The sequence below is a fragment of the Streptomyces sp. PKA51 genome (assembly GCF_057552455.1).
This window is the reverse complement of sequence record NZ_BAAJPZ010000027.1, coordinates 33,917-54,722: the sequence shown is the minus strand read 5'-3', so window position 1 is coordinate 54,722 and position 20,806 is coordinate 33,917. Positions and strand designations below refer to the sequence as shown.

The window sequence follows — 20,806 nt, the reverse complement described above, 5'->3', positions numbered from 1 at the left end:
CGGAGTTCCCCCCATGCAAAGCCGGCTCCACGCGCCCTGAGGCGCGGGCGGGGCTCTTCCCCCGGTCCTGCCCGCGCCCCCCTCGCACGCCCGGTTTGGTCACCGGTGCGTGGCGGCCCGGACCGGGCCCGCGCGGCCGCTACAGTCCAAGCGGAGGCCCGGGCCCGGGGCCGGCCGAAGCCCCGGAACGCACGGCCCGGACGCTGCCTCCGACGGAGAGCGGGAGGCGTGCACCATGACGACCCGAGCGCGATCGACCGAGTCCGGGCTGCCCGTCCGGTCCGTCTACGGCCCCGAGGCCCTCGCCGGCTGGGACCCCGCCGACCGGCTCGGCGCCCCCGGCGCGTACCCGTACACCCGCGGCATCCACCCGGACATGTACACCGGCCGGCCCTGGACCATGCGCCAGTACGCCGGCTTCGGCACGGCCGCCGAGTCCAACGCCCGCTACCGGCAGCTCATCGCCGCCGGCGGGCACGGGCTGTCCGTCGCCTTCGACCTGCCGACGCAGATGGGCTACGACTCCGACGCCCCGCAGGCGGCGGGCGAGGTCGGCAAGGTGGGCGTCGCCGTCGACTCGATCGAGGACATGCGGGTGCTCTTCGACGGCATCCCGCTGGACGAGGTCTCCACGTCCATGACCATCAACGCCCCGGCGGCCCTGTTGCTGCTGCTCTACCAGCTGGTGGCCGAGGAGCAGGGCGTACCCGGCGAGCGGCTGACCGGCACCGTGCAGAACGACGTGCTCAAGGAGTACATCGCCCGCGGCACCTACATCTTCCCGCCCCAGCCCTCCCTGCGCCTGACCGCCGACATCTTCGCCCACTGCCGCTCCGAGCTGCCGCGCTGGAACACCATCTCCGTCTCCGGCTACCACATGGCCGAGGCCGGCGCCTCGCCCGTGCAGGAGGTCGCCTTCACGCTCGCGAACGCCGTCGCCTACGTCCGTACCGCCCTCGCCGCCGGCATGCACATCGACGACTTCGCGCCCAGGATCTCCTTCTTCTTCGTGGCACGCACCACCCTCCTGGAGGAAGTCGCCAAGTTCCGCGCGGCCCGGCGCATCTGGGCCCGGATCATGCGCGACGAATTCGGCGCCCACGACCCCAAGTCGCAGATGCTGCGCTTCCACACCCAGACCGCGGGCGTGCAGCTGACCGCCCAGCAGCCCGAGGTCAACCTCGCCCGCGTCACCGTCCAGGCACTGGCCGCCGTCCTCGGCGGCACCCAGTCGCTGCACACCAACTCCTACGACGAGGCCATCGCCCTGCCCACGGAGAAAGCCGCCCGGCTCGCGCTGCGCACCCAGCAGGTCCTGGCGTACGAGACGGACGTCCCCGCCACCGTCGACCCCTTCGCGGGCTCCTACGCCGTCGAAACCCTCACCGACGAACTCGAATTCGCCGCACTGGAATTGATGGACGAAGTGGAGGGCCGCGGCGGCGCCGTGGCCGCCATCGAACAGGGCTTCCAGAAGGACGAGATCGAACGCAACGCCTACCGCATCGCGCAGGAGACCGACCGCGGCGAGCGGATCGTCGTCGGCGTCAACCGCTTCCGCCTCGACGAGGAGGAACCGTACGAACCGCTGCGCGTCGACCCCGCCATCGAGGCCCGGCAACGCGAACGGCTCGCCCGGCTGCGCGCCGACCGCGACGCCACGGCTGTCGAACGCACCCTCACCGACCTGCGCACGGCCGCCGCCGGCACGCGGAACGTCCTCCCCCCGATGAAGGAGGCCCTGCGGGCGCGGGCGACGGTGGGGGAGGTGTGCGGGGCCCTGCGCGAGGTGTGGGGCTCCCACACGCCCTCCGGCATGCACTGAGGTGGGAGACACTGGTGGAATGTCCTCCCCGCGCCGCAGCTGTCCCGTCTGTTCCCGAGAGATCGCCGTCGTCGGCGGCCGCTACGCCCGCCACGACCCGCCGGGCCGCCGCGTGGCCACGTACGAGCTGATCTCCTGCCCGGGCTCGCGCCGCTCGGCCCCCCTCCTCGCGACGGAACCCCGCCTGTTCGACCCGGAGGAACCCCCGATGCAGGGGCAGCAGCAGCTGTTCTAGCGGCAGCCGGTACGGGCCCCGTCAGGGGCGCGGGGAACTCCCCGCGCCCCTGACGGGGCGAACGGTCAACTTCGGGGAGCTGTCAGGGAGTCCGCAAGCGGCGTCGGCAGGGGGGAGGCGTGTATCACGCCGAGGCGCTGCGTCGCCCGGGTCAGGGCGACGTACAGGTCACTGCCGCCGAACTCCGCCGGTTCCGCCACGAGCACCGTGTCGAACTCCAGGCCCTTGGCCTGGCGCGGGTCCAGCAGGACCACCGGGCGCGTCAGGTCGGGGGCCGGGCCCCACGAGGCGTCCGGCAGGGCCGCGGCCAGGGCCGGGAGCAGGGGGGCCGGGGCGATCACCGCCAGGCGGCCGGTCCCGTCCGCCTCCCGGGCCACCGCCGCGGCCACCGCGCCGGGGACGTCGGTGGTGTGCAGCGCCCAGGGCCGTACGCCCGTCGAGCGGACCGAGCGCGGCGGAGCGGCGGCGGGGTCGCCGGACGCGCGCAGGACGGCCGCCGCGACCTCCATGATTTCCGCGGGCGTCCGGTAGTTGACGCCCAGGCGCACATGCTCGAAGCGGTCGCCGACGTACGGCGCGAGGGCCGCCTCCCAGGAGCCGACGCCGCCCGGTTCGGCGGTCTGGGCCGGGTCGCCGACGAGCGTCATCGAGCGGGTCGGGCAGCGGCGCATCAGCAGCCGCCAGGCCATCGCCGACAACTCCTGCGCCTCGTCGACGATCACATGGCCGAATGCCCAGGTGCGGTCGGCGGCCGCGCGCTCGGCGGCGCTGCGGTGGTCGGCCTCCTCGTGGCGTTCGGCCAGGCGCTCGGCGTCGACCAGGTCGTGCGCGGCCAGCACCTCGGAGTCCTCGTCCTCGCGGTCCTCGAACTCCTGGGTGCGCGAGCCGTACGACAGGTCGAGCACGCCCTGGGCGTAGGCGATGCGTTCCTGCCGCTCGGCCTCGGCGGCGGCGCGGGCGGCGGAGTCGTCCTCGCCGAGGAGTTCGGCGGCCTCGTCCAGCAGCGGCACGTCGGCGGGCGTCCAGGAACCGTCCCAGCCGGCCGCGGGCCGGCGGACGGCCTCCGCGTCGGCCTCGGGCAGGTGGCAGGGCTCGTCGAGGAAGTCCGCGACGAGCTGCTGCGGGACGAGGGAGGGCCACAGCTCCTCGATCGCGGCGTGCACCTCGCTGCTGCCCGCGACGGCCTTGCCGAGCTGGGCGACGTCGTCGGGGCCGAGGAAGTTGGGCCCGCCGTAGGGGTCGGCGCCGATCCGGTCGGCGAGCTGGGCGGTGAGTGCGTCGATGACGTGGAAGGCGAAGTAGGGGCGGGCGAGGTTGTGCGGCAGCTTCGTGGCGCGGGCCGCCTGCCGGGCCGCGCGGGCGATGTCCGCGGTCAGCAGCAGCTCGCCGTCCTCGTGCGCGATGCGCAGCTCCGGGTCGGGCAGGACCTGCCGGTCGCGCACGTACGCGGCGAGGGCGTCCGCCATCGCGGCCCGGCCCTTGACCTCGGCGGCGCGGGGCGTGTCCGCCGCCGTCGCCCGCACCCCGGGGAACAGCTCGCCGGGCGTGGCCAGCAGGACGCCGGTCTCGCCGAGCGAGGGCAGCACCTCGCCGATGTAGCCGAGGAAGGCCGGGTTGGGGCCGACGATCAGCACGGCCCGCCGGGCGAGCTGCTCGCGGTGGGCGTAGAGCAGGTACGCCGCCCGGTGCAGGGCGACGACGGTCTTGCCGGTGCCGGGGCCGCCCTCCACGACGAGCACGCCGCGGTGCGGGGCGCGGATGATGCGGTCCTGCTCGGCCTGGATGGTCTGCACGATGTCGTGCATCCGCCCGGTGCGCGCCGCGTCCAGCGCGGCGAGCAGCACCGCGTCGGCGTCGCTGCCCTCGTGCCCGGTGCGCTCGGTGTCGGTCAGGTCCAGGATCTCGTCGTGCAGGGCGGTGACCCGCCGGCCCTGCATGCCGATGTGCCGGCGGCGCCGCAGCCCCATGGGCGTGTGCCCGGTGGCCAGGTAGAACGGCCGGGCGATCTCGGCGCGCCAGTCGACGACCAGCGGCGTGCGGTCGGGGTCGTCGCGCCGGATGCCGATCCGGCCGATGTGGTGGTCGCGCCCGTCGCGGAAGGCCAGGCGGCCGAAGCACAGCCCGTGCTCCCCGGCGTCGAAGGCCGCCAGCAGCCCCGTCTGCTCGGCCACCAGCACGTCGCGCTCCAGCCGCGCCTGGAAGGTGTTCCCGGCGGGCACGAGCGCTGCGCGCAGCGCGGCTTCCGACCGGGTGCGCAGTTCGGTGAGGCGTTCGTGCAGCAGGTCGATGAATTCCTGCTCACGACGCATTTCCGCGTTCACCGCGGTTTCGGCGATTGACAATTCGGCTCCCGCACGGATATGATGGCCTCATCAAGCTTCCCCATGCGTTGAGTTGGGCCTCAGGCATGGAAACAACCAATATACCCCGGCCGGATTTCGGTCGGGGATTTTTGTTGTTCGCGGAGCCCGGCGGCCGCGGCAAACGCCCGTACGGTTAACACCAGTTCGGCCACGGGAAGGGAACCCCCGTGACCGGTTACGGAAGTGAATGGCCCGAGGGCCTCGCCGCCCAGGCCCGGGCCCTCGCCGAGCGCGAGGTCAGTGCGCGCGAGCTCGTCGAGCGGGCCCTGCGCAGGATCGAGGCCACCCAGAGCACGATCAACGCCTTCCGGCTCGTCCGCGCCGAACGGGCGCTCCAGGAGGCCCGCGCGGCCGACGAGCGCCTTGCCGCCGGCGAACGCCTGCCGCTCCTGGGCGTGCCCGTGGCCGTCAAGGACGACATGGACCTCGCCGGCGAACCCACCGCCTTCGGCTGCCCCGGGATCTTCCCGCCGCAGCGCACCGACTGCGAGGCCGTGCGCCGATTACGCGCCGCCGGCGCCGTCGTCGTCGGCAAGACGAACACCCCCGAGCTCGGCCAGTGGCCCGTCACCGACGGCCCCGCCTTCGGGGTGACCCGCAACCCCTGGAACCTCAAGCACACCCCCGGCGGCTCCTCCGGCGGCTCCGCCGCCGCCGTCGCGGCCGGCCTCGTCCCCGCGGCCCTCGGCTCCGACGGGGCCGGCTCCATCCGGATCCCCGCCGCCTGGACGCACCTGGTCGGCATCAAGCCGCAGCGCGGCCGCATCTCCACCTGGCCCCACCGCGAGGCCTTCCGCGGCATCACCTGCGACGGGCCGCTGGCCCGCAGCGTCGCCGACGCCGCCCTGCTGCTGCACGCCGCCGCCGGCTCCCACGAGGGCGACCTGCACCGCCCGCCCGCCGTCGACGTCCTCGCCGCCGCCGGCCACGAGCCCCGCCGCCGGCTGCGCATCGCCCTCTCCCTGCGCCCCGCCTTCGCCGCCGTACGCCACTGGCTGCACCCCGCCGTGCGCGCCGCGACCCTGCGCATCGCCGACCGGCTGGCCCTCCTCGGGCACGAGGTGGTGGAGGAGGAGCTGCGCTACGGGCCCATCGGGCTCGCCTTCGTCCCCCGCTCCATGGCGGGTGTACGCGACTGGACGGCGCGCGTGCCCGACCGCGCGCTGCTCGACGCCCGTACGCGCGCCAACGCGCGCGGCGGGCTGCTCCTCGGCGGCGAGGTGCTGCGCGCGGCCCGCGCGGCGGAGGCGCCGCTGCGGCGCCGGATCGGCGAGCTGTTCTGGCGGTTCGACGCCGTGCTGACCCCGACCACCGCCGTACCGCCGCTGCGCACCGGCGACCTGGCCGGGCTGCGCAACCGTGACACCAACTCCCGCATGATCGCCGCCTGCCCGTACGCCTGGCCGTGGAACGTCCTCGGCTGGCCGGCGGTCAGCGTGCCGTCGGGCCTGACGGAGGAGGGGCTGCCGACGGGCGTCCAGCTGCTCGGCCCCTCCAACAGCGAACCGCTGCTGATCTCCCTGGCCGCCCAGCTGGAGGCCGACCAGCGCTGGTACGACAGCTGGCCGCCGGGCCACCCGCGCTAGGGCAGTTCCCCGCGCCCCTACGGGGCGAGGACGTCGAGCTCCGCCATCGCGCCCGTGACGATCTCCCGCGTCAGGGCCTCCGCCCGCCCCGCGTCGTGCTCGCGCACCGCTTCGGCCACGCGCACGTGCAGGGTGACCGCGGCCGGGTCGGGGTCGGTGAACATCACGTGATGGCGGGTGCGGCCCGTGAGCACCTCGGCCACCACGTCCCCGAGCTGCGCGAACATCTCGTTCCCCGAGGACTGCAGGATCACCCGGTGGAAGGCGACGTCGTGGACGAGATACCCCTCCAGCTGCTGGCCGCGCGAGGTGGCGACCATGCCGAGGGCGTGCTCGGTCAGCTCCGCGCACTGCTCCGCGGTCGCATGCCGCGCCGCCAGCCCGGCGGCGACCGGCTCGATCGCCGAGCGCAGCACGGTCAGCGAGCGCAGCTGGCGCGGGCGGTCGGGTCCGGCCAGCCGCCAGCGGATGACCTGGGGGTCGTAGACGTTCCACTCCTCGGTCGGCCGGACGGTCACCCCGACCCGGCGCCGGGAGGCGACCAGGCGCATGGCCTCCAGGACGCGTATGACCTCGCGGACGACGGTGCGCGAGACCTCGAACCGCTGCTCCAGCTCGTCGGTGCGCAGCACGCTGCCGGGCGGGTACTCCCCGGCCGTGATCGCGGGCCCCAGGGAGTCCAGCACCCGGGCGTGCAGTCCGTTGTCCATGCGCCCAGCGTACGGGCCACCACTCAGCGCAATAAGTATGACGTTTACATCACAGTGGCTTGAATAAGTCGTACTCATCCGTTTGGGTGGCCGGGTGAAGAGCATTGTCGTGATGGGCGTCTCCGGCACCGGCAAGAGCACGGTCGGCGCCCTGGTGGCCCGGGCCCTGGACATGCCGTACGCCGACGGCGACGACCTCCACCCCGCCGCCAACATCGCCAAGATGACCGCCGGCATCCCCCTCGACGACGCCGACCGCGCCCCCTGGCTCGACACCGTCGGCGCCTGGCTGCACGAACAGGCCGCCCACGGCCGCGGCGGCGTCGTCAGCTGCTCCGCCCTCAAACGCGCCTACCGCGACCGGCTGCGCGCCGCCGCCCCCGGCACCGTCTTCCTCCACCTCACCGGCGACCGCGACCTCGTCGCCGCCCGGATGGCCGCCCGCACCGGCCACTTCATGAAACCCGGCCTGCTCGACTCGCAGTTGGCCACGCTCGAACCCCTCGCGGCCGACGAGGCCGGCGTCACCGTCGACGTCGCGCCCGGCCCCCTGACCGTGGCCGAACGGGCCGTCGCCGCCCTGACCAGACTCCCCTGACCCCCGAACACCCCCGAGGAAGCCCCGTGAGCCCTCTCAGCGTCGAGATGCTGGCCGCGGCCCCCGCCGCACCGATCACCACCGCGGGCCATGCCCGGCTCGGCATCGCCGTGCTCGTCGGCATCGCCGTCATCGTCGTCCTCATCGGCCGGTTCAAACTGCACGCCTTCCTGGCCCTGACCGTCGGCACGCTCGTCCTGGGCGTCGCGGCCGGCGCACCGCTGGAGAAGACCGTCACCTCCTTCACCACCGGACTCGGCTCGACCGTCGCGGGCGTCGGCGTGCTCATCGCCCTCGGATCGATCCTCGGCCGGCTGCTCGCCGACTCCGGCGGCGCCGACCGCATCGTCGACACCATCCTCGCCAGGGCCGGCACGCGCACCATGCCCTGGGCCATGGTGCTCATCGCCGGCGTCATCGGACTGCCCCTCTTCTTCGAGGTCGGCATCGTGCTGCTGGTACCGGTCGTCCTGCTCGTCGCCCGGCGCGGCGGCCACTCCCTGATGCGCATCGGCATCCCCGCCCTGGCCGGCCTGTCCGTCATGCACGGCCTCGTCCCGCCCCACCCCGGACCGCTCGCCGCCGTCGACGCCATCGGCGCCGACCTCGGCGTCACCCTCGCCCTCGGCGTCCTGGTCGCCGTGCCGACGGCGGTGATCGCCGGGCCGCTGTTCGCGCGGTACGCGGCGCGGTGGGTGGACGTCGCGCCGCCGCAGGCGCTGATACCGGACGCCCCGGAGCAGGCGCCGGACCGCCCCCGCCCCGGCTTCGCCGCCTCCGTCGCGACCGTGCTGCTGCCGGTGGCCCTCATGCTGGCCAAGGCCGTCACGGACGTCGTCGTCGACGACCCCCACCACCCCGTACAGCGCGCGGCCGACGTCATCGGCTCACCCCTGATCGCACTGCTGCTGGCCGTCCTGGTGGGCATGGCCACGCTCGGCCGCGCCACGGACTCCGTCCCCGCCTCCGTCGAGAAGGCGTTCGCCCCCATCGCCGGCATCCTCCTCATCGTCGGTGCCGGTGGCGGCTTCAAGCAGACCCTCGTGGACGCGGGCGTCGGCCGGATGATCCTGGAGATCTCCAAGGACTGGTCCCTCTCCCCGCTGCTCCTGGCCTGGCTCATCGCCGTCGCCATCCGCCTGGCGACCGGCTCCGCGACGGTCGCCACGATCTCGGCCGCCGGCCTCGTCGCCCCCCTCGCGGCGGACATGAGCACGACGCACACGGCCCTGCTGGTGCTGGCGGTGGGGGCGGGCTCGCTGTTCTTCTCGCACGTGAACGATGCGGGGTTCTGGATGGTGAAGGAGTACTTCGGGATGACGGTGGGGGAGACGGTGCGGACGTGGTCCCTGATGGAGACGGTGGTCTCGGTGACGGGGCTGGTGAGCGTGCTCGGCTTGTCGACGGTGCTGTAGCGCCTGCGGCGACCCCGGTCCTCAAACGCCGGACGGGCTGAAATCAGCCCGTCCGGCGTTTGAGGACACCGGGCGAAGCCCGGTCCGGGGGTCCGGGGGGCTTGCCCCCGGGAAACGGTGAAAGGGCGGGACAGGGGCTCGGCCGCCCGCAGGGCTACCCGCCCACCACCCGCAGGTACTTGCCCACACCCGCCGCGTCGTCCGCCGCCAACCCCACGTACCCGTCCGGCCGGATCACGAACACCCCCGGCCCGTAGGTCTCCTTCACGAACCCTTCCGCCGGCACCCGGCACACCCGCACCCACTCCGGCACCGGGACCGTGAGCGCCTCGTCCCCCACCACCAGCACCGTGAAGTGCGGCCCCCGGAACGCATCGAAGAGCACCCCGTCCGCGTCCGGCGCCCGGTCGCCCGCCGTGAGGGCGTCGGCCCCGAGGCCCGGCCCCCGCCGGGTCTCGCGGCTGAGCGCCGCGCCCCGGTACCCCAGTGTCAGCTGGTGCGTCTCGGGGCCGCGGACGGAGAAGCCCCCGTCGGCCCGGTCGGCGCGGAAGACGCGCTGGGAGAGGCCGAGGACGCCGCCGGCGATGCCGCGCCGTTCCTCGTCGTAGGTGTCGAGCAGCGTGTCGTCGGCTCCGCGCCGCAGGACGGCTTCGAGCTTCCAGCCCAGGTTGTACGCGTCCTGGACGCTGGTGTTGAGGCCCTGGCCGCCGGACGGCGGGTGGACGTGGGCCGCGTCGCCGGCCAGCAGTACATGGCCCACGCGGAAGCGTTCGGCCATGGCCACGCGCGGCCGGTAGACCGAGGCCCAGTGGACCTCGCGGACCGCGAGCCGGTGTCCGGTGCGTTTGGTCAGCAGTCGTCCCAGCGCCTCGGGCGTGGCGTCGTGTTCGACGGACAGGTCGCGGTCGGGGTCCTCGAAGATGATGATGGTCTGCTTCGAGGCGGCGCCGGGCAGCTGGTTGATGCCGACCAGTCCGCCCTCGGCCCGCGGCCACATGTGCCAGTGGTCGGTGTCGAGGGCGCCGGCGTCGGGTCCGTCGAGGACGAGGTCGGCGATGACGGCGCCGCCGCTGGCGACGTCGTTGCCGTGGAAGGGCACGCCGAGGGCCTTGCGGACGGTGCTGCGTCCGCCGTCGGTGGCGACGAGGTAGCGGGCTCGTACGGTGGCGCCGGTGCCGAGGGTGGCGGTGACGCCGTCGGCGTCCTGGTGGAAGCCGGTGAGTTCGGTGTCGAACTCGACGCGTCCGCCGAGTTCTTCGAGGCGTGCCCGCAGGATGGCGACGGTGCGCCATTGGGGCAGCAGCCGCGCGGTGCGGTAGGGGATGCCGGGGGAGTCGGCGGCGGGTTCGGCCAGGGGCCGGGCTTCGCCGCGCCGGGGGCCGTCCCACATCTGCAGGGGCTTGATGGGGCCGCTGTCGGCGAGGACGGCTTCCACCACGCCGAGGTCGTCGAACATTTCGAGGGTGCGCGGCTGGATGCCGCTGCCCCGGGAGCCGGGGAAGGTGGCTCCGGAGCGTTCGACGAGGCGGTGGGGTATGCCGCGGCGGGCGAGGTCGATGGCGAGGACGAGGCCGGTGGGGCCGGCTCCGGCGATCAGGACCTCGGTGTGCTCGGCGTCCATGGGGCGCCCCTCCCTTTCGCTTAACGTTGTTAAGTTCATGGCGCTGTCAGCCTGAACTGAACGGCGTTAAGGTGTCAAGCGTGGCTTCTCGCATCGACCGGTCCCTCGTGGCCGACACCGCGCTCCGGCTGCTGAACGACGTGGGCCTGGAGGGCCTGACCCTGCGCCGGATCGCCCAGGAACTCGACTGCCGCGCCCCGGCCCTGTACTGGCACTTCAAGAACAAGCAGGAACTGCTCGACGAGATGGCGACGGTGATCTTCCGTCGCATGGCGGACGACCTGACCGCCCTCGACCGGGGCGACTGGCGGGAGTTCCTGGCCGACTGCGCGCGGGTGCAGCGCCGCGCCCTGCTCGAGTACCGCGACGGCGCCAAGGTCTTCGGCGGCACCCGCTTCACGGACGACAGCTATGCGGGACCGCTGGAGAGGGCGATGCAGGTGCTGGTGGCCGCGGGCTTCACGCCGCGCACGGCCGCCCGCGCCTGGTTCACCGTCAACACGTACACCATGGGTCACGTCATGGAGGAGCAGTCGGTCTACCCCGTGCCCGGCGGGGAGCGCGACCCCGTCTACGACCTGAGCGAGCGCGCCCGCCGCATCGAGGGGCATCCGCTGGCCACCGAGGCGGGCTGGGAGGTGTTCGGCGACCTGGAGGCGGGCTTCGAGACCGGCCTGCGGGCCGTCGTCGCCGGCATCGAGGCGACCCTGCTACCCGCTCAGTGACCTGCGCAGCAGGGGGGTGAACCGCCGCTCCACGAACCGGTGCAGCGCCCACGCCGTCACCAGCATCACCAGCAGCGTCAGCGCGAACGTCGCGTACGACGGGATCCCCAGCCCCCGGTGCAGGGCGCCGATCACCACCCACCCCAGGTGCTCGTGCACCAGGTAGAACGGGTACGTCAGCGCGCCCGCGAACGGCAGCCACCGCCAGCGGGCCCGGCCGGTGCGGCCCGTGGCCACCGCCGCGACGGCCGCGTACCCGAGGGCGAGGACGGCGATGATGCCGTACGCCGAGCGGTACGAGAAGTGGCCCGGGCCCGGCGGGTGCCACAGCCCCGCCACCGCATAGTGCTGGCCCAGCAGGAAGCTCACGCCCACGATGCCCCAGGCGGTCGCGTCGTTGCCGAAGCGGTGCACCAGGTACAGGCCGATGCCGCCGACGAAGAACATCGCGTGCTCCGGCATGAACACCACCCGCAGGAACTCCACGTGCGACGCCGTGGTGACGACCGTCATCAGGGTCCACACCGCGCAGAACAGCACCACGCGCCGGCGCGAGGCCCCGGGCAGCACGACGAACAGCGCGAAGAGGGCGTAGAAGCGCACCTCCGCCCACAGCGTCCAGCACACCCCGAGCACCCGCTCGGCGCCCGCGGGCTGCTGGAGCATGGTGAGGTTGACGAGCGCGTCGCTGGGGGAGACCGTTTTGTACGCCACCCACGGCAGCGCGAAGACCAGCGTGACCAGCACGACGGCCGCCCAGTAGGCGGGGAAGAGACGGGCGGCGCGCGAGGCGAAGAACGCGCGCAGCGGGCGGCCCCAGCCGCTCATGCAGATCACGAAGCCGCTGATGACGAAGAAGATCTGCACGCCCAGGCAGCCGTAGGCGAACACCGTCGAGAGTCGCGGGAACTCGTGGCGCGGCGAGGCGCCCCAGGCGCGCGAGACGTCCCCGTCCCGGCCGCCGTAGTGGTACAGCGCCACCATCAGTGCGGCCACCAGCCGCAGCCCGTCCAGGGCGTACAGCCGCCCGGCGGGCCGGGCGGGTTCCGGCTGCGGTTGCGCGGCCTGCGCGGGGACGTCGAGAAGCGTCATGCCGCCCTCCGGCGCAGGGCCCGCACCCGGCGCACCAGCCTGCGCACGCGCGGGCTGCGGGACAGCAGGGCGAGCGGGGCCGGGACGGCGCCGCCGGGAAGGCCCAGCGCGGTCAGGCGGCGCCGTTTGAAGTAGCGGCGGGTACGGGCGTCGAGGCGGGCGGCGAGGTAGCGCTCGGCGGCGGGGCGCAGCGCGGGCAGCACCTGCGGCTGCATCGCGAAGCCGACGGCGGCCAGCAGTCCTTCGAGGTCGGCCGGGGGCGGGGCGCCGCCTTTGTCGACGCGCTCCTCGATGTCGTCGAGGAGCGCGTCGACGAGCGTGACGGGTATGCGGTTGCTGTTCTGGTACGGGGTGAGCCGCTCCAGCAGCAGGCCGGTGCCCGCGCGCGCCACCGGCAGGTCGTAGAAGGCACGCGCGGTGAGCAGGGCCGTGGAGAAGCAGGCGACGACGAGCGCGGGCCGCAGCCGCTGGTAGACGACCTCGGCGAGGACGGGCGCGTCGAGGACGGTCAGCCGGGCGCCGAGCCGCTGCGCCTCCTCCTCCAGCAGCGTCGACCAGCGGGCCGGGGCCGAGGGGTGCGGTTTGAAGAGCACGTCGCGGTGCCCGCGGCCGACCGCGCCGCGCAGCATGCGCACGTGCAGGCGTTCCTCCTCCTCGGCGGAGAGGATGTCCAGGGCCGACAGGTACTGGCCGAGCACCAGGGCCGCGCCCTCGGGCGCGGCGGGCAGCCCGGCGGCGCACGCGTCCGCGAGCTCGGCCAGCACCTTGGTGAAGACCTCGCCCGGCACGATCACCCGCGGCACGCCGAACTCGGTCAGCAGCAGCGGTTCCAGGCCCGGCACCAGATCGAGGTGGAGCAGGCGGCCCACCCGGGTGCCGATCAGCGGGTCGAGTCTGCTGCGGGTGGGGCCGTAGCTCATGAGCCCGTCGGCGTAGACGTCCAGGGCCGCGTCCGCGAACACCTGGGCCACCGCGAGGGCCGGGCTGACCTGCAGGGACTCCAGGGCGAGGGAGATCTCGTCCGCCTCCAGCCCCCACAGCAGCCGCAGGTGCCGCTCCCACAGGGGGACGTCGTCCGGGCGCGGGGACCAGCCGGTGGGGTGCAGGGGGGCGATCGCCTCGTTCCACGACAGCACGCCGTCGAAGCGGGAGCGCAGCCGCTCGAAGCCGGGGGCGGTGTCGAAGGCGGGCGTGGTCTCGGGCACGGCCGCGGTGTTGGCGACCACCAGCAGGCGGCGGTCGGCGGCGGGGAAGAGCCCGGCGTCGAGGGCGGCGGCCAGGGTGGCGGCGCCGTACAGGGTGGAGGCGAGGAACAGCTGCGTGCGCCGGCGCGGCGCGGGCGCCGGCATCAGGCGGCCGCCTTCGCGGCGAACGGGCGGCGGCGCAGCCGGCGCAGCGGAACGGCGCGGTCCGTGTCCATGGCGTCCAGCGCGCCGTCCACCAGCGGCCGGGGCAGGCGTCGGAGGGCGGCGGCGCTTCGCGCGCGCAGTTTCCGGGCGACCGCGGGTTCGAATCGTTCGATGTTCCCGAGGTGGTGGGAAATGATCGCGCAATAGGTGCGCACGGCTTTCGGCAGGAGTTCTCCGGCGTCCCGGTCGGCGGCCGTCTCCTCGATTACCCGGTCGAATGCGCAAAGGAAATCGAGTTGGCGTTCGTCACCGATTTGGGTGAGCGAGGTGGCCACACCGCGGCGGTAGAAAACCCCCAGCAGTCCGCTGACGGCGAAGGATTGCGCCTCGCGGTGCAGACGCCAGATCCACGGCCGGTCCTCGGCGGTGCGCAGCCCGGGCACGAAATGCAGCAGCCCCGCCTCCAGCAGCCGCCGGTGGTAGATGCCGGCCCAGGCGTACGGATAGTCGACGGAGGTCGAGCGGTCGGCCGGCAGGATCGCCTCCCGCGGCGCCAGCGCCACCCCGCGCGGGCCCACGGGCACCCGCTGGACGGTCCGGGCGCGGCCGGTGCACTGCACGTGGTCGGTGCGCACGAAGTCCACGCCCAGCTCCTCGGCCGCCGCCAGCAGCCGCCCGTAGTGGCCGGGGGCCAGCCAGTCGTCGCCGTCGAGGAAGGTGACGTACTGCCCGCGCGCCGCGTCGAGCCCGGTGTTGCGGGCCGTGGCCAGCCCCTCGTTGTGCACGTGCCGCAGCAGCCGGGCGCCCGGCAGCCGGCGGGCGGCCCGCTCCAGCAGGGCCGCCGTGCCGTCCGTCGAACAGTCGTCGACGAGCAGGAATTCGACACCCTCGAAACTGTTCGCCTCCAGGCTTCTCAGTGTGTCGGCGGCATATGTCTGCACGTTGAAGAACGGCACGATGACCGAGAGCTTGACCACGCGCCGCACATTAGGCCCTGCCCCGGCATTCGCCCTGACAGTGGGCGGAATCGGAAGTGAACGAAGCGCGGCGGATCGATGAACCACCTTGTTCCGCCGGCAGCTTCGCCGGGCGTCGACGTGTTGTTCACCGCTTGTTGAAGTGGCGTTGGGCAGTGAAACGGAATGTATTCCTATCGTCGGCGACGTGCCATCACGTACCGAATTCCCGCGGCGCGTCGCCGTGCTCGCGGACTCCGACACCCGGTGGAAATGGGGCGCGCTCACCGCGCACCGCCTCGCCCCCGACGGTCGGCTGCACGGCCACCTGCTGCGGGGCCGGGCGACACCGACCGTACGGCAGCTGACCGAGGTCGGCGTCCGCGCGGACAGCCTGCGCGAGGTCACCGGCGGCGCCTTCGCCGCCGCGGCCGGCCGGGACCGGTACGACGTCGTGGTGCTCGCCTGCGTCGGCGGCGCCGTTCAGGCCCTCCTGCACGGGCTGCGGCACGCCTGGCGGGACACGCCGCACCGGCCCGTCGTCGTCACCGGCTACGTCGGCGTCGTCTACGAGAAGCTCGCCGACGGCCTGCTGCTGCGGCACGGCGCGGACGTCGTCCTCGCCAACTCCCGCCACGACGCCGAGCGCTTCCGCGCCGTCTACGAGGGCGCCGGCGCGTCCGCCGACGCGGTCACCGAGTGCGCCCTGCCGTTCCTGGGCGGCGCCCCGTACGCGCCGGACGCCCGGCGGCCCTTCACCGTCGTCTTCGCCGCCCAGCCCTCCGTGCCGGACCACCGCGCCGACCGCAGCTACCTGCTCGAACGCGCCGTCCGCCACGCACGCGCCCACCCCGGCCGCGAGGTGCTCGTCAAACTGCGCAGCCGCCCCGGCGAACACACGACGCACATCGAAGAGCTCCCGTACCAGAAGCTCGCGGGCCGGATCCCGGGCGGACTCCCACCCAACTGCCGCCTCGTCCACGGCAACATGAGCGACGTCCTCGACCGCACCGACCTCCTGGTCACCGTCAGCTCCACCGCCGCCCTCGAAGCCCTCCACCGCGGCATCCCCACCGCCGTCCTCACCGACCTCGGCATCCGCGAAACCCTCGGCAACCACCACTTCCTCGGCTCCGGCTGCCTCGCCTCCTGGGACGACCTCGACGCCGGCCACCTGCCCACGGCCGACCCCGCCTGGGCCGCCCGGCAGGGCGTGGCACCGGACGGCTCCTACGCCCGGGCCTTCGACGCGGCCCGCACCCGCGTCGCCGAACTCGCCGCCGCGCCGGCCCTGCCGCCCATGACCCCCTACTACTCCGTGCAGACGGCCCCCGGCTACCTCCCGGGCATCCTCGCCCGCCACGGCTTCGACACCCGGGGCCGCCCCCTGCGCGACCCCGCCCCACCACGGCAGGGAGCCCTCCGCGAAGCCGTCCGCGGCGCCCTGCGCGACGCGGCCCGCGGGGCGTACCGGCACGGAGTGCAGCGCGTGGCGCCGGTCGTGCGCCGGTTGGGAGAACTCTGATGGCTGTTGTCCTGGCGGTCATTCCCGCCCGCGGCGGCTCCAAGGGCGTCCCCGCGAAGAACCTCGCACAGGTGGGCGGCGTGCCCCTCGTGGCCCGGGCGGTACGCGAATGCCTCGCGGCACGCCTCGTGACCGACGTCGTCGTCTCCACCGACGACCCCGCCGTCGCCGCGGCCGCCCGGGCCGCCGGAGCGGAGACCGTCCACCGGCCGGCGGAACTGTCGGGGGACGAGGCGAGCAGCGAGGGGGCGGTGGTGCATGCGATGGAGGCGTACGAGGGGGTGCACGAGTGCCGCGTGGACGTCGTGCTGCTGGTGCAGTGCACCAGCCCCTTCCTGACGGCGGCCGACATCGACGGCGTCGCAGCCGCCGTCCTCCACGACGGCGCGGACACCGCCCTGACGGTGGCCCCGTTCCACGGCTTCGTGTGGCGGGTACCACCCCCGGCCCGTCCGGCGCTTGAGGACCGGGGGTCCGGGGGCGGAGCCCCCGGGAGACGGGGAGAGGGCGGGGTGGGGGAGAGGCCCGCCGCAGGCGTGCCCGGCACCGGGGTCAACCATGACGTCGCGTTCCGCCCCCGCCGCCAGGACCGCACCCCCGAGTTCCTGGAGACCGGCGCCGCCTACGCCATGCGCGCCGACCGCTTCCGCACCACCCGGCACCGTTTCTTCGGCCGTACCGACCTCGTCGTCACCGACCCCTCCCGCGTGTGCGAGATAGACGACCCGCACGACCTGGCGCGCGCCCGCGCCCTCGTCCCCCTGCTGGACCCGCCCGTGCTGCCCGCCCGCGACGCCGTCGACGCGGTCGTCCTCGACTTCGACGGCACGCAGACGGACGACCGCGTCCTGATCGACGCCGACGGCCGCGAGCTGGTCGCCGTGCATCGCGGCGACGGCCTGGGCGTGGCGGCGCTGCGCCGGGCGGGGCTGGCGGTGCTGGTCCTGTCGTCGGAGACGAATCCCGTGGTGGCCGCCCGTGCCCGCAAGCTCGGGGTGCCCGTGATCCACGGCAGTGAGCGCAAGGACGTCGCGCTCAAGCAGTGGTGTGCCGAGCAGGGCGTCGATCCGGATCGCGTGCTGTACGCCGGGAACGACGTCAACGATCTGCCGTGCATGGCGCTCGCCGGCTGGCCGGTCGCGGTGGCCGATGCGCATCCGGTGGTGCGGGCCGCGGCCCGGGCCGTGACCGTGGCCCGTGGCGGGCGCGGCGCGGTGCGCGAGATCGCGGCCTGGCTCCTCGGACCTTCCCTGCAGCAGTCCTCACCTCCCCAGCCCTAAGGAAGAACCTCCGTGACGACCCTCGCTCCGCGTACCCGGACCCGGATGCTCGGCGACCGCCCCGTGGGCCCCGGCCACCCCGTCTATGTCACCGGTGAGATCGGCATCAACCACAACGGTGATCTCACCACCGCCCTCGCGTTGATCGACGCGGCGGCCGCCGCCGGCTGTGACGCCGTGAAGTTCCAGAAGCGCACGCCCGAGGTGTGCACGCCGCGTGACCAGTGGCAGCTGGAGCGCGACACGCCCTGGGGCCGCATGGCGTACATCGACTACCGGCACCGCGTCGAGTTCGGCGAGGAGGAGTACCGGGCGATCGACGAGCACTGCCGCCTGCGCGGCGTCGCGTGGTTCGCCTCGCCGTGGGACGTCGAGTCGGTGGCGTTCCTGGAGAAGTTCGACGTGCCGGCGCACAAGGTGGCCTCGGCCTCGCTCACGGACGACGAGTTGTTGCGCGCCCTGCGGGCGACGGGCCGTACCGTCGTGCTGTCGACGGGCATGTCGACGCCGCAGCAGATCCGGCACGCCGTGGAGGTGCTGGGCAGCGAGAACATCGTGCTCTGCCACGCCACGTCCACGTACCCGGCGAAGGCGGCCGAGCTCAATCTGCGGGTGATCGGCACTCTGATGGCCGAGTACCCCAATGTGCCCATCGGTTACTCCGGTCATGAGACGGGCCTGCAGACCACGCTCGCCGCGGTGGCGCTCGGCGCGGCGTTCGTCGAGCGGCACATCACCCTCGACCGCGCGATGTGGGGCTCGGACCAGGCGGCCTCCGTCGAACCGGGCGGCCTGCAGCGCCTGGTGCGCGACATCCGGGTGGTGGAGGAGGCCCTGGGCGACGGGATCAAGCGGGTGTACGACAGCGAACTGGGCCCGATGCGCAAACTGCGCCGCGTGGCCGCCGTCTGAGCGGCCGCAGCCGGTGACCAGGGAGTCCCCCGCCTCCACGCTGGCCTTCGTCGAGAGCCCGGTGCAGTTGCTGAACGTCCTCGAATGGGCGTACCACGCAGCGCACGACCCGCCGTCCCGTCGGTTGTGCGACGGCCTGCCCCGGCAGCCGGGGGCCCGGGACATCACCCCGCTGGCCGGCGACCTGCTGGTGGTCGTGCTGGCCCCGCACGACCCGATGACGCGCGGCCAGTTGCGCCGGATGGCGGAGCTGGCGCGGGATCAGGGGCACCGGCTGCGCTGGGAGGAGGCCCGGGGCGGGCCGATGGCCCCGGTGGGCACGATCGGGGGTCTCGCCGGGCCGCTGCGGGCGGCGCGGCGGGTGGTGATCGGCGACCCGTTCTCGCGGTACGTGCAGTTGCTGCTGACGATCACGCGGGCCCGGGAGCTGGTGGTGGTGGACGACGGCACGGCCACCATGGAGTTCGCCGGTCAACTCGCCCGCGGGGAGCGTCTGGTGCGATGGCACCGCAGTGGTGCACAGGGGGCGCGCGATCTGATGTTCGCGCCGGTGTCCGCTTCCATGCGCCGGAAGCTCACGCCCGACGACCGTCGTACGGTGCAGATCTTCACCGCCATGCCTCTCGATGCGCCACCGGGAGTGACCGTCACGGCCAACGACTTCGCCTGGACCCGGGCCGCGCACGGCCCGCCCTCCCTCACCCGGGGGACGGACCTGGTGGGCACCTCCCTGGTGGAGACCGGCGTCGTCGACCCCGAGTGCTACCTGGAGGCCGTGGCCGCCCTGGCCCGCGCCCACGGCGCCACCCGCTACTTCGCCCACCGCCGCGAGGCCCCGGCCAAGCTGCGCCGCATAGCCGAGCGGCTGGACGTGGAGATCGTCCGGCCGACGCTGCCCCTGGAGCTGGTGGCCCGGCGGGGCCCCATAGGCCGCACCATCCTCAGCTTCCCCTCCACTGTCGTGCACACCCTGCCGCTGGCCCTGGCCGGCACCGGGGTGACCGTCGCCGTCTGCGACGTGGACCCCGCCTGGCTCACCGCCCACGCCTCGCCCCGCGCCGAGGGCTTCCTCGCGGGGGTCACGGGGAGCGCACGCGCAGTGCGCCGGCTTCCGTACGCGCCCGTTCCGCAGCCGCGTGTCGCCGAAGGTACGCCGTAAATACGGGTCATACCCCCCGCGCGACCCATCCATGCGGCTGAACTTTTTGTGATCAAGGGGCAGTTGCCCCATTCGGGGCTCTAACCTTCGCAGGGTGAATCACCTGATGCCCTGCGAAGCCGATCCCCAAACCACCGACAGCCGACTTCCCGGCGCGCTTCCGCCCGGGCTCCGCAGCGAACTCATCGCCTTCCGTCGCGACTTGCACATGCACCCCGAGCTGGGCAACCGCGAATTCCGCACCACCGCCGCGGTGCGGGCCCGGCTCGAGAAGGCAGGGCTCAGACCGCGTACGCTCGCCGCCGGCACCGGCCTGATCTGCGACATCGGCCGCGACAGCGCCTCGTTCCGGGCGTCCGGCCGGCCGGTGCTCGCCCTGCGCGCCGACCTGGACGCGCTGCCCATCCCCGACACCAAGACCGTCCCGTACCGCTCGACGGTCCCGAAGATGGCCCACGCCTGCGGCCACGACGTGCACACCACCGTCGTGCTGGGCGCCGGCCTGGTCCTGGCCGACCTCGCCGAGCAGGGCCTGCTGCCCCACCCCGTGCGGCTGATCTTCCAGCCCGCCGAGGAGGTGCTGCCCGGCGGCGCCCTCGACGCGATCGAGTGCGGCGCGCTGGACGGCGTGGGCCGCATCCTGGCCGTGCACTGCGACCCCAAGGTCGAGGTCGGCCGGCTGGGCCTGCGCGCCGGCGCGATCACCTCGGCCTGCGACCGGGTGGAGGTCACCCTCTCGGGCCCCGGCGGCCACACCGCCCGCCCGCACCTGACCACCGACCTGGTGACCGCCGCCGCCCGGGTGGCCACCGACGTGCCCGCCGTGCTCTCCCGGCGCGCCGACGCCCGCTCGGGCCTGTCGGTGACCTGGGGCCGGCTGGAGACGGGCCACGCCTGCAACGTCATCCCGCAGCGCGCCGAGCTCGCCGGCACGGTCCGCTGCCTGGACGTGCACACCTGGCGCCAGGCGCCGGACCTGGTGCACGCCGCGGTGGACGAGGTCGCCGCCCTGCACAACGCCAAGTCGGAGATCAGCTACCTGCGCGGGGTGCCGCCGGTGGTCAACGACGCCGAGGTCACCTCCCTGCTGCGGCGCGCCATGACCGCGCGCCGGGGCCGCTACGCCGTGGAGGACACCGAGCAGAGCCTGGGCGGGGAGGACTTCTCCTGGTACCTGGAGCACGTCCCGGGCGCCATGGCCCGGCTGGGAGTGCGGCCGGTGGGGGATACGACCCGCCGTGACCTGCACTGTGGTGATTTCGACGTGGACGAGGGCGCGATCGAGGTCGGAGTGGAGCTGTTCACGGCCGCCGCCTTGCTGGACGGCAACCGAATGTAGGCATTCGGGTCAAGAAGGGTTGACGACGAAACGATAACGGCTTCCTTGCACCCCTTTTATCTCCATCTACGCGCGTTACGATTCCCGGCGAAAGACAGCGCCAATGGAGGCGCTTC

17 protein-coding genes are annotated in these 20,806 nt (G+C 73.8%); 11 read left to right on the top strand and 6 right to left on the bottom strand.

The features are described 5' to 3' along the window. Window positions 1-235 precede the first annotated feature (235 nt). Both AC27L3_RS27225 and AC27L3_RS27220 read left to right on the top strand, forming a co-directional pair. Window positions 236-1,825, top strand: coding sequence for an acyl-CoA mutase large subunit family protein (locus tag AC27L3_RS27225; protein ID WP_487236716.1), 1,590 nt, complete (start codon window positions 236-238; stop codon window positions 1,823-1,825). 19 nt (window positions 1,826-1,844) lie between these two features. Then, window positions 1,845-2,060: a hypothetical protein gene (locus AC27L3_RS27220; protein ID WP_487236715.1), complete on the top strand. Its 216-nt coding sequence runs from the start codon at window positions 1,845-1,847 to the stop codon at window positions 2,058-2,060. A 65-nt stretch (window positions 2,061-2,125) separates the two neighbouring features. Here AC27L3_RS27220 and AC27L3_RS27215 read toward each other — a convergent pair whose 3' ends face one another. Beyond that, window positions 2,126-4,369, bottom strand: a complete 2,244-nt coding sequence (locus AC27L3_RS27215; RefSeq protein WP_487236737.1) for a HelD family protein — start codon at window positions 4,367-4,369, stop codon at window positions 2,126-2,128. A 221-nt stretch (window positions 4,370-4,590) separates the two neighbouring features. Here AC27L3_RS27215 and AC27L3_RS27210 point away from each other — a divergent pair, with 221 nt between their 5' ends. Then, window positions 4,591-6,009, top strand: coding sequence for an amidase (locus AC27L3_RS27210; protein ID WP_487236714.1), 1,419 nt, complete (start codon window positions 4,591-4,593; stop codon window positions 6,007-6,009). Between the two features lie 17 nt (window positions 6,010-6,026). On the opposite strand, the gene AC27L3_RS27205 is transcribed toward AC27L3_RS27210, so the two are convergent. After that, window positions 6,027-6,719, bottom strand: coding sequence for a FadR/GntR family transcriptional regulator (locus tag AC27L3_RS27205; protein WP_487236713.1), 693 nt, complete (start codon window positions 6,717-6,719; stop codon window positions 6,027-6,029). A 112-nt stretch (window positions 6,720-6,831) separates the two neighbouring features. On the opposite strand from AC27L3_RS27205, the gene AC27L3_RS27200 reads away from it, so the two are divergent. Both AC27L3_RS27200 and AC27L3_RS27195 read left to right on the top strand, forming a co-directional pair. Next, a complete protein-coding gene (locus AC27L3_RS27200; RefSeq protein ID WP_487236736.1) occupies window positions 6,832-7,317 on the top strand; it encodes a gluconokinase in 486 nt (161 codons plus the stop codon). A 26-nt stretch (window positions 7,318-7,343) separates the two neighbouring features. Beyond that, window positions 7,344-8,732, top strand: coding sequence for a GntP family permease (locus tag AC27L3_RS27195; protein ID WP_487236712.1), 1,389 nt, complete (start codon window positions 7,344-7,346; stop codon window positions 8,730-8,732). Between the two features lie 154 nt (window positions 8,733-8,886). Here the strand turns inward: AC27L3_RS27195 and AC27L3_RS27190 are convergent, their stop codons facing one another. After that, on the bottom strand, window positions 8,887-10,353 hold the full coding sequence (locus tag AC27L3_RS27190) for an FAD-dependent monooxygenase (protein WP_487236711.1): 1,467 nt from the start codon (window positions 10,351-10,353) through the stop codon (window positions 8,887-8,889). A gap of 80 nt (window positions 10,354-10,433) precedes the next feature. On the opposite strand from AC27L3_RS27190, the gene AC27L3_RS27185 reads away from it, so the two are divergent. Continuing rightward, window positions 10,434-11,078 (top strand): TetR/AcrR family transcriptional regulator C-terminal domain-containing protein, encoded by a 645-nt coding sequence (locus AC27L3_RS27185; RefSeq protein ID WP_487236710.1) that lies wholly within the window; start codon window positions 10,434-10,436, stop codon window positions 11,076-11,078. Here AC27L3_RS27185 and AC27L3_RS27180 read toward each other — a convergent pair. Genes AC27L3_RS27180 through AC27L3_RS27170 form a run of 3 tightly spaced genes read right to left on the bottom strand, consistent with a single transcriptional unit; the run spans window position 11,064 to window position 14,496 of the window. Next, window positions 11,064-12,170, bottom strand: a complete 1,107-nt coding sequence (locus tag AC27L3_RS27180; RefSeq protein ID WP_487236709.1) for an acyltransferase family protein — start codon at window positions 12,168-12,170, stop codon at window positions 11,064-11,066. The genes AC27L3_RS27185 and AC27L3_RS27180 overlap by 15 nt on opposite strands. Then, on the bottom strand, window positions 12,167-13,519 hold the full coding sequence (locus tag AC27L3_RS27175; protein WP_487236708.1) for a polysialyltransferase family glycosyltransferase: 1,353 nt from the start codon (window positions 13,517-13,519) through the stop codon (window positions 12,167-12,169). Before AC27L3_RS27175 ends, AC27L3_RS27180 begins: the two co-directional genes overlap by 4 nt. Beyond that, complete coding sequence (locus AC27L3_RS27170; protein WP_487236707.1) at window positions 13,519-14,496, bottom strand: glycosyltransferase family 2 protein; 978 nt, start codon at window positions 14,494-14,496, stop codon at window positions 13,519-13,521. The genes AC27L3_RS27175 and AC27L3_RS27170 overlap by 1 nt, the downstream gene beginning before the upstream one ends. Window positions 14,497-14,683: 187 nt before the next feature. Here AC27L3_RS27170 and AC27L3_RS27165 point away from each other — a divergent pair, with 187 nt between their 5' ends. The 5 genes from AC27L3_RS27165 to AC27L3_RS27145 all read left to right on the top strand — a co-directional run bounded on the left by AC27L3_RS27165 (window position 14,684) and on the right by AC27L3_RS27145 (window position 20,690). Beyond that, on the top strand, window positions 14,684-16,000 hold the full coding sequence (locus AC27L3_RS27165) for a DUF6716 putative glycosyltransferase (RefSeq protein ID WP_487236706.1): 1,317 nt from the start codon (window positions 14,684-14,686) through the stop codon (window positions 15,998-16,000). Then, a complete protein-coding gene (locus AC27L3_RS27160) occupies window positions 16,000-17,280 on the top strand; it encodes a cytidylyltransferase domain-containing protein (protein WP_487236705.1) in 1,281 nt (426 codons plus the stop codon). Before AC27L3_RS27165 ends, AC27L3_RS27160 begins: the two co-directional genes overlap by 1 nt. Before the next feature lie 45 nt (window positions 17,281-17,325). Continuing rightward, complete coding sequence (locus AC27L3_RS27155; protein WP_487236735.1) at window positions 17,326-18,192, top strand: N-acetylneuraminate synthase family protein; 867 nt, start codon at window positions 17,326-17,328, stop codon at window positions 18,190-18,192. Between the two features lie 13 nt (window positions 18,193-18,205). After that, window positions 18,206-19,351: a hypothetical protein gene (locus AC27L3_RS27150; RefSeq protein WP_487236704.1), complete on the top strand. Its 1,146-nt coding sequence runs from the start codon at window positions 18,206-18,208 to the stop codon at window positions 19,349-19,351. Window positions 19,352-19,457: 106 nt separating this feature from the next. Further along, window positions 19,458-20,690, top strand: a complete 1,233-nt coding sequence (locus AC27L3_RS27145) for an amidohydrolase (RefSeq protein WP_487236734.1) — start codon at window positions 19,458-19,460, stop codon at window positions 20,688-20,690. Window positions 20,691-20,806 lie beyond the last annotated feature (116 nt).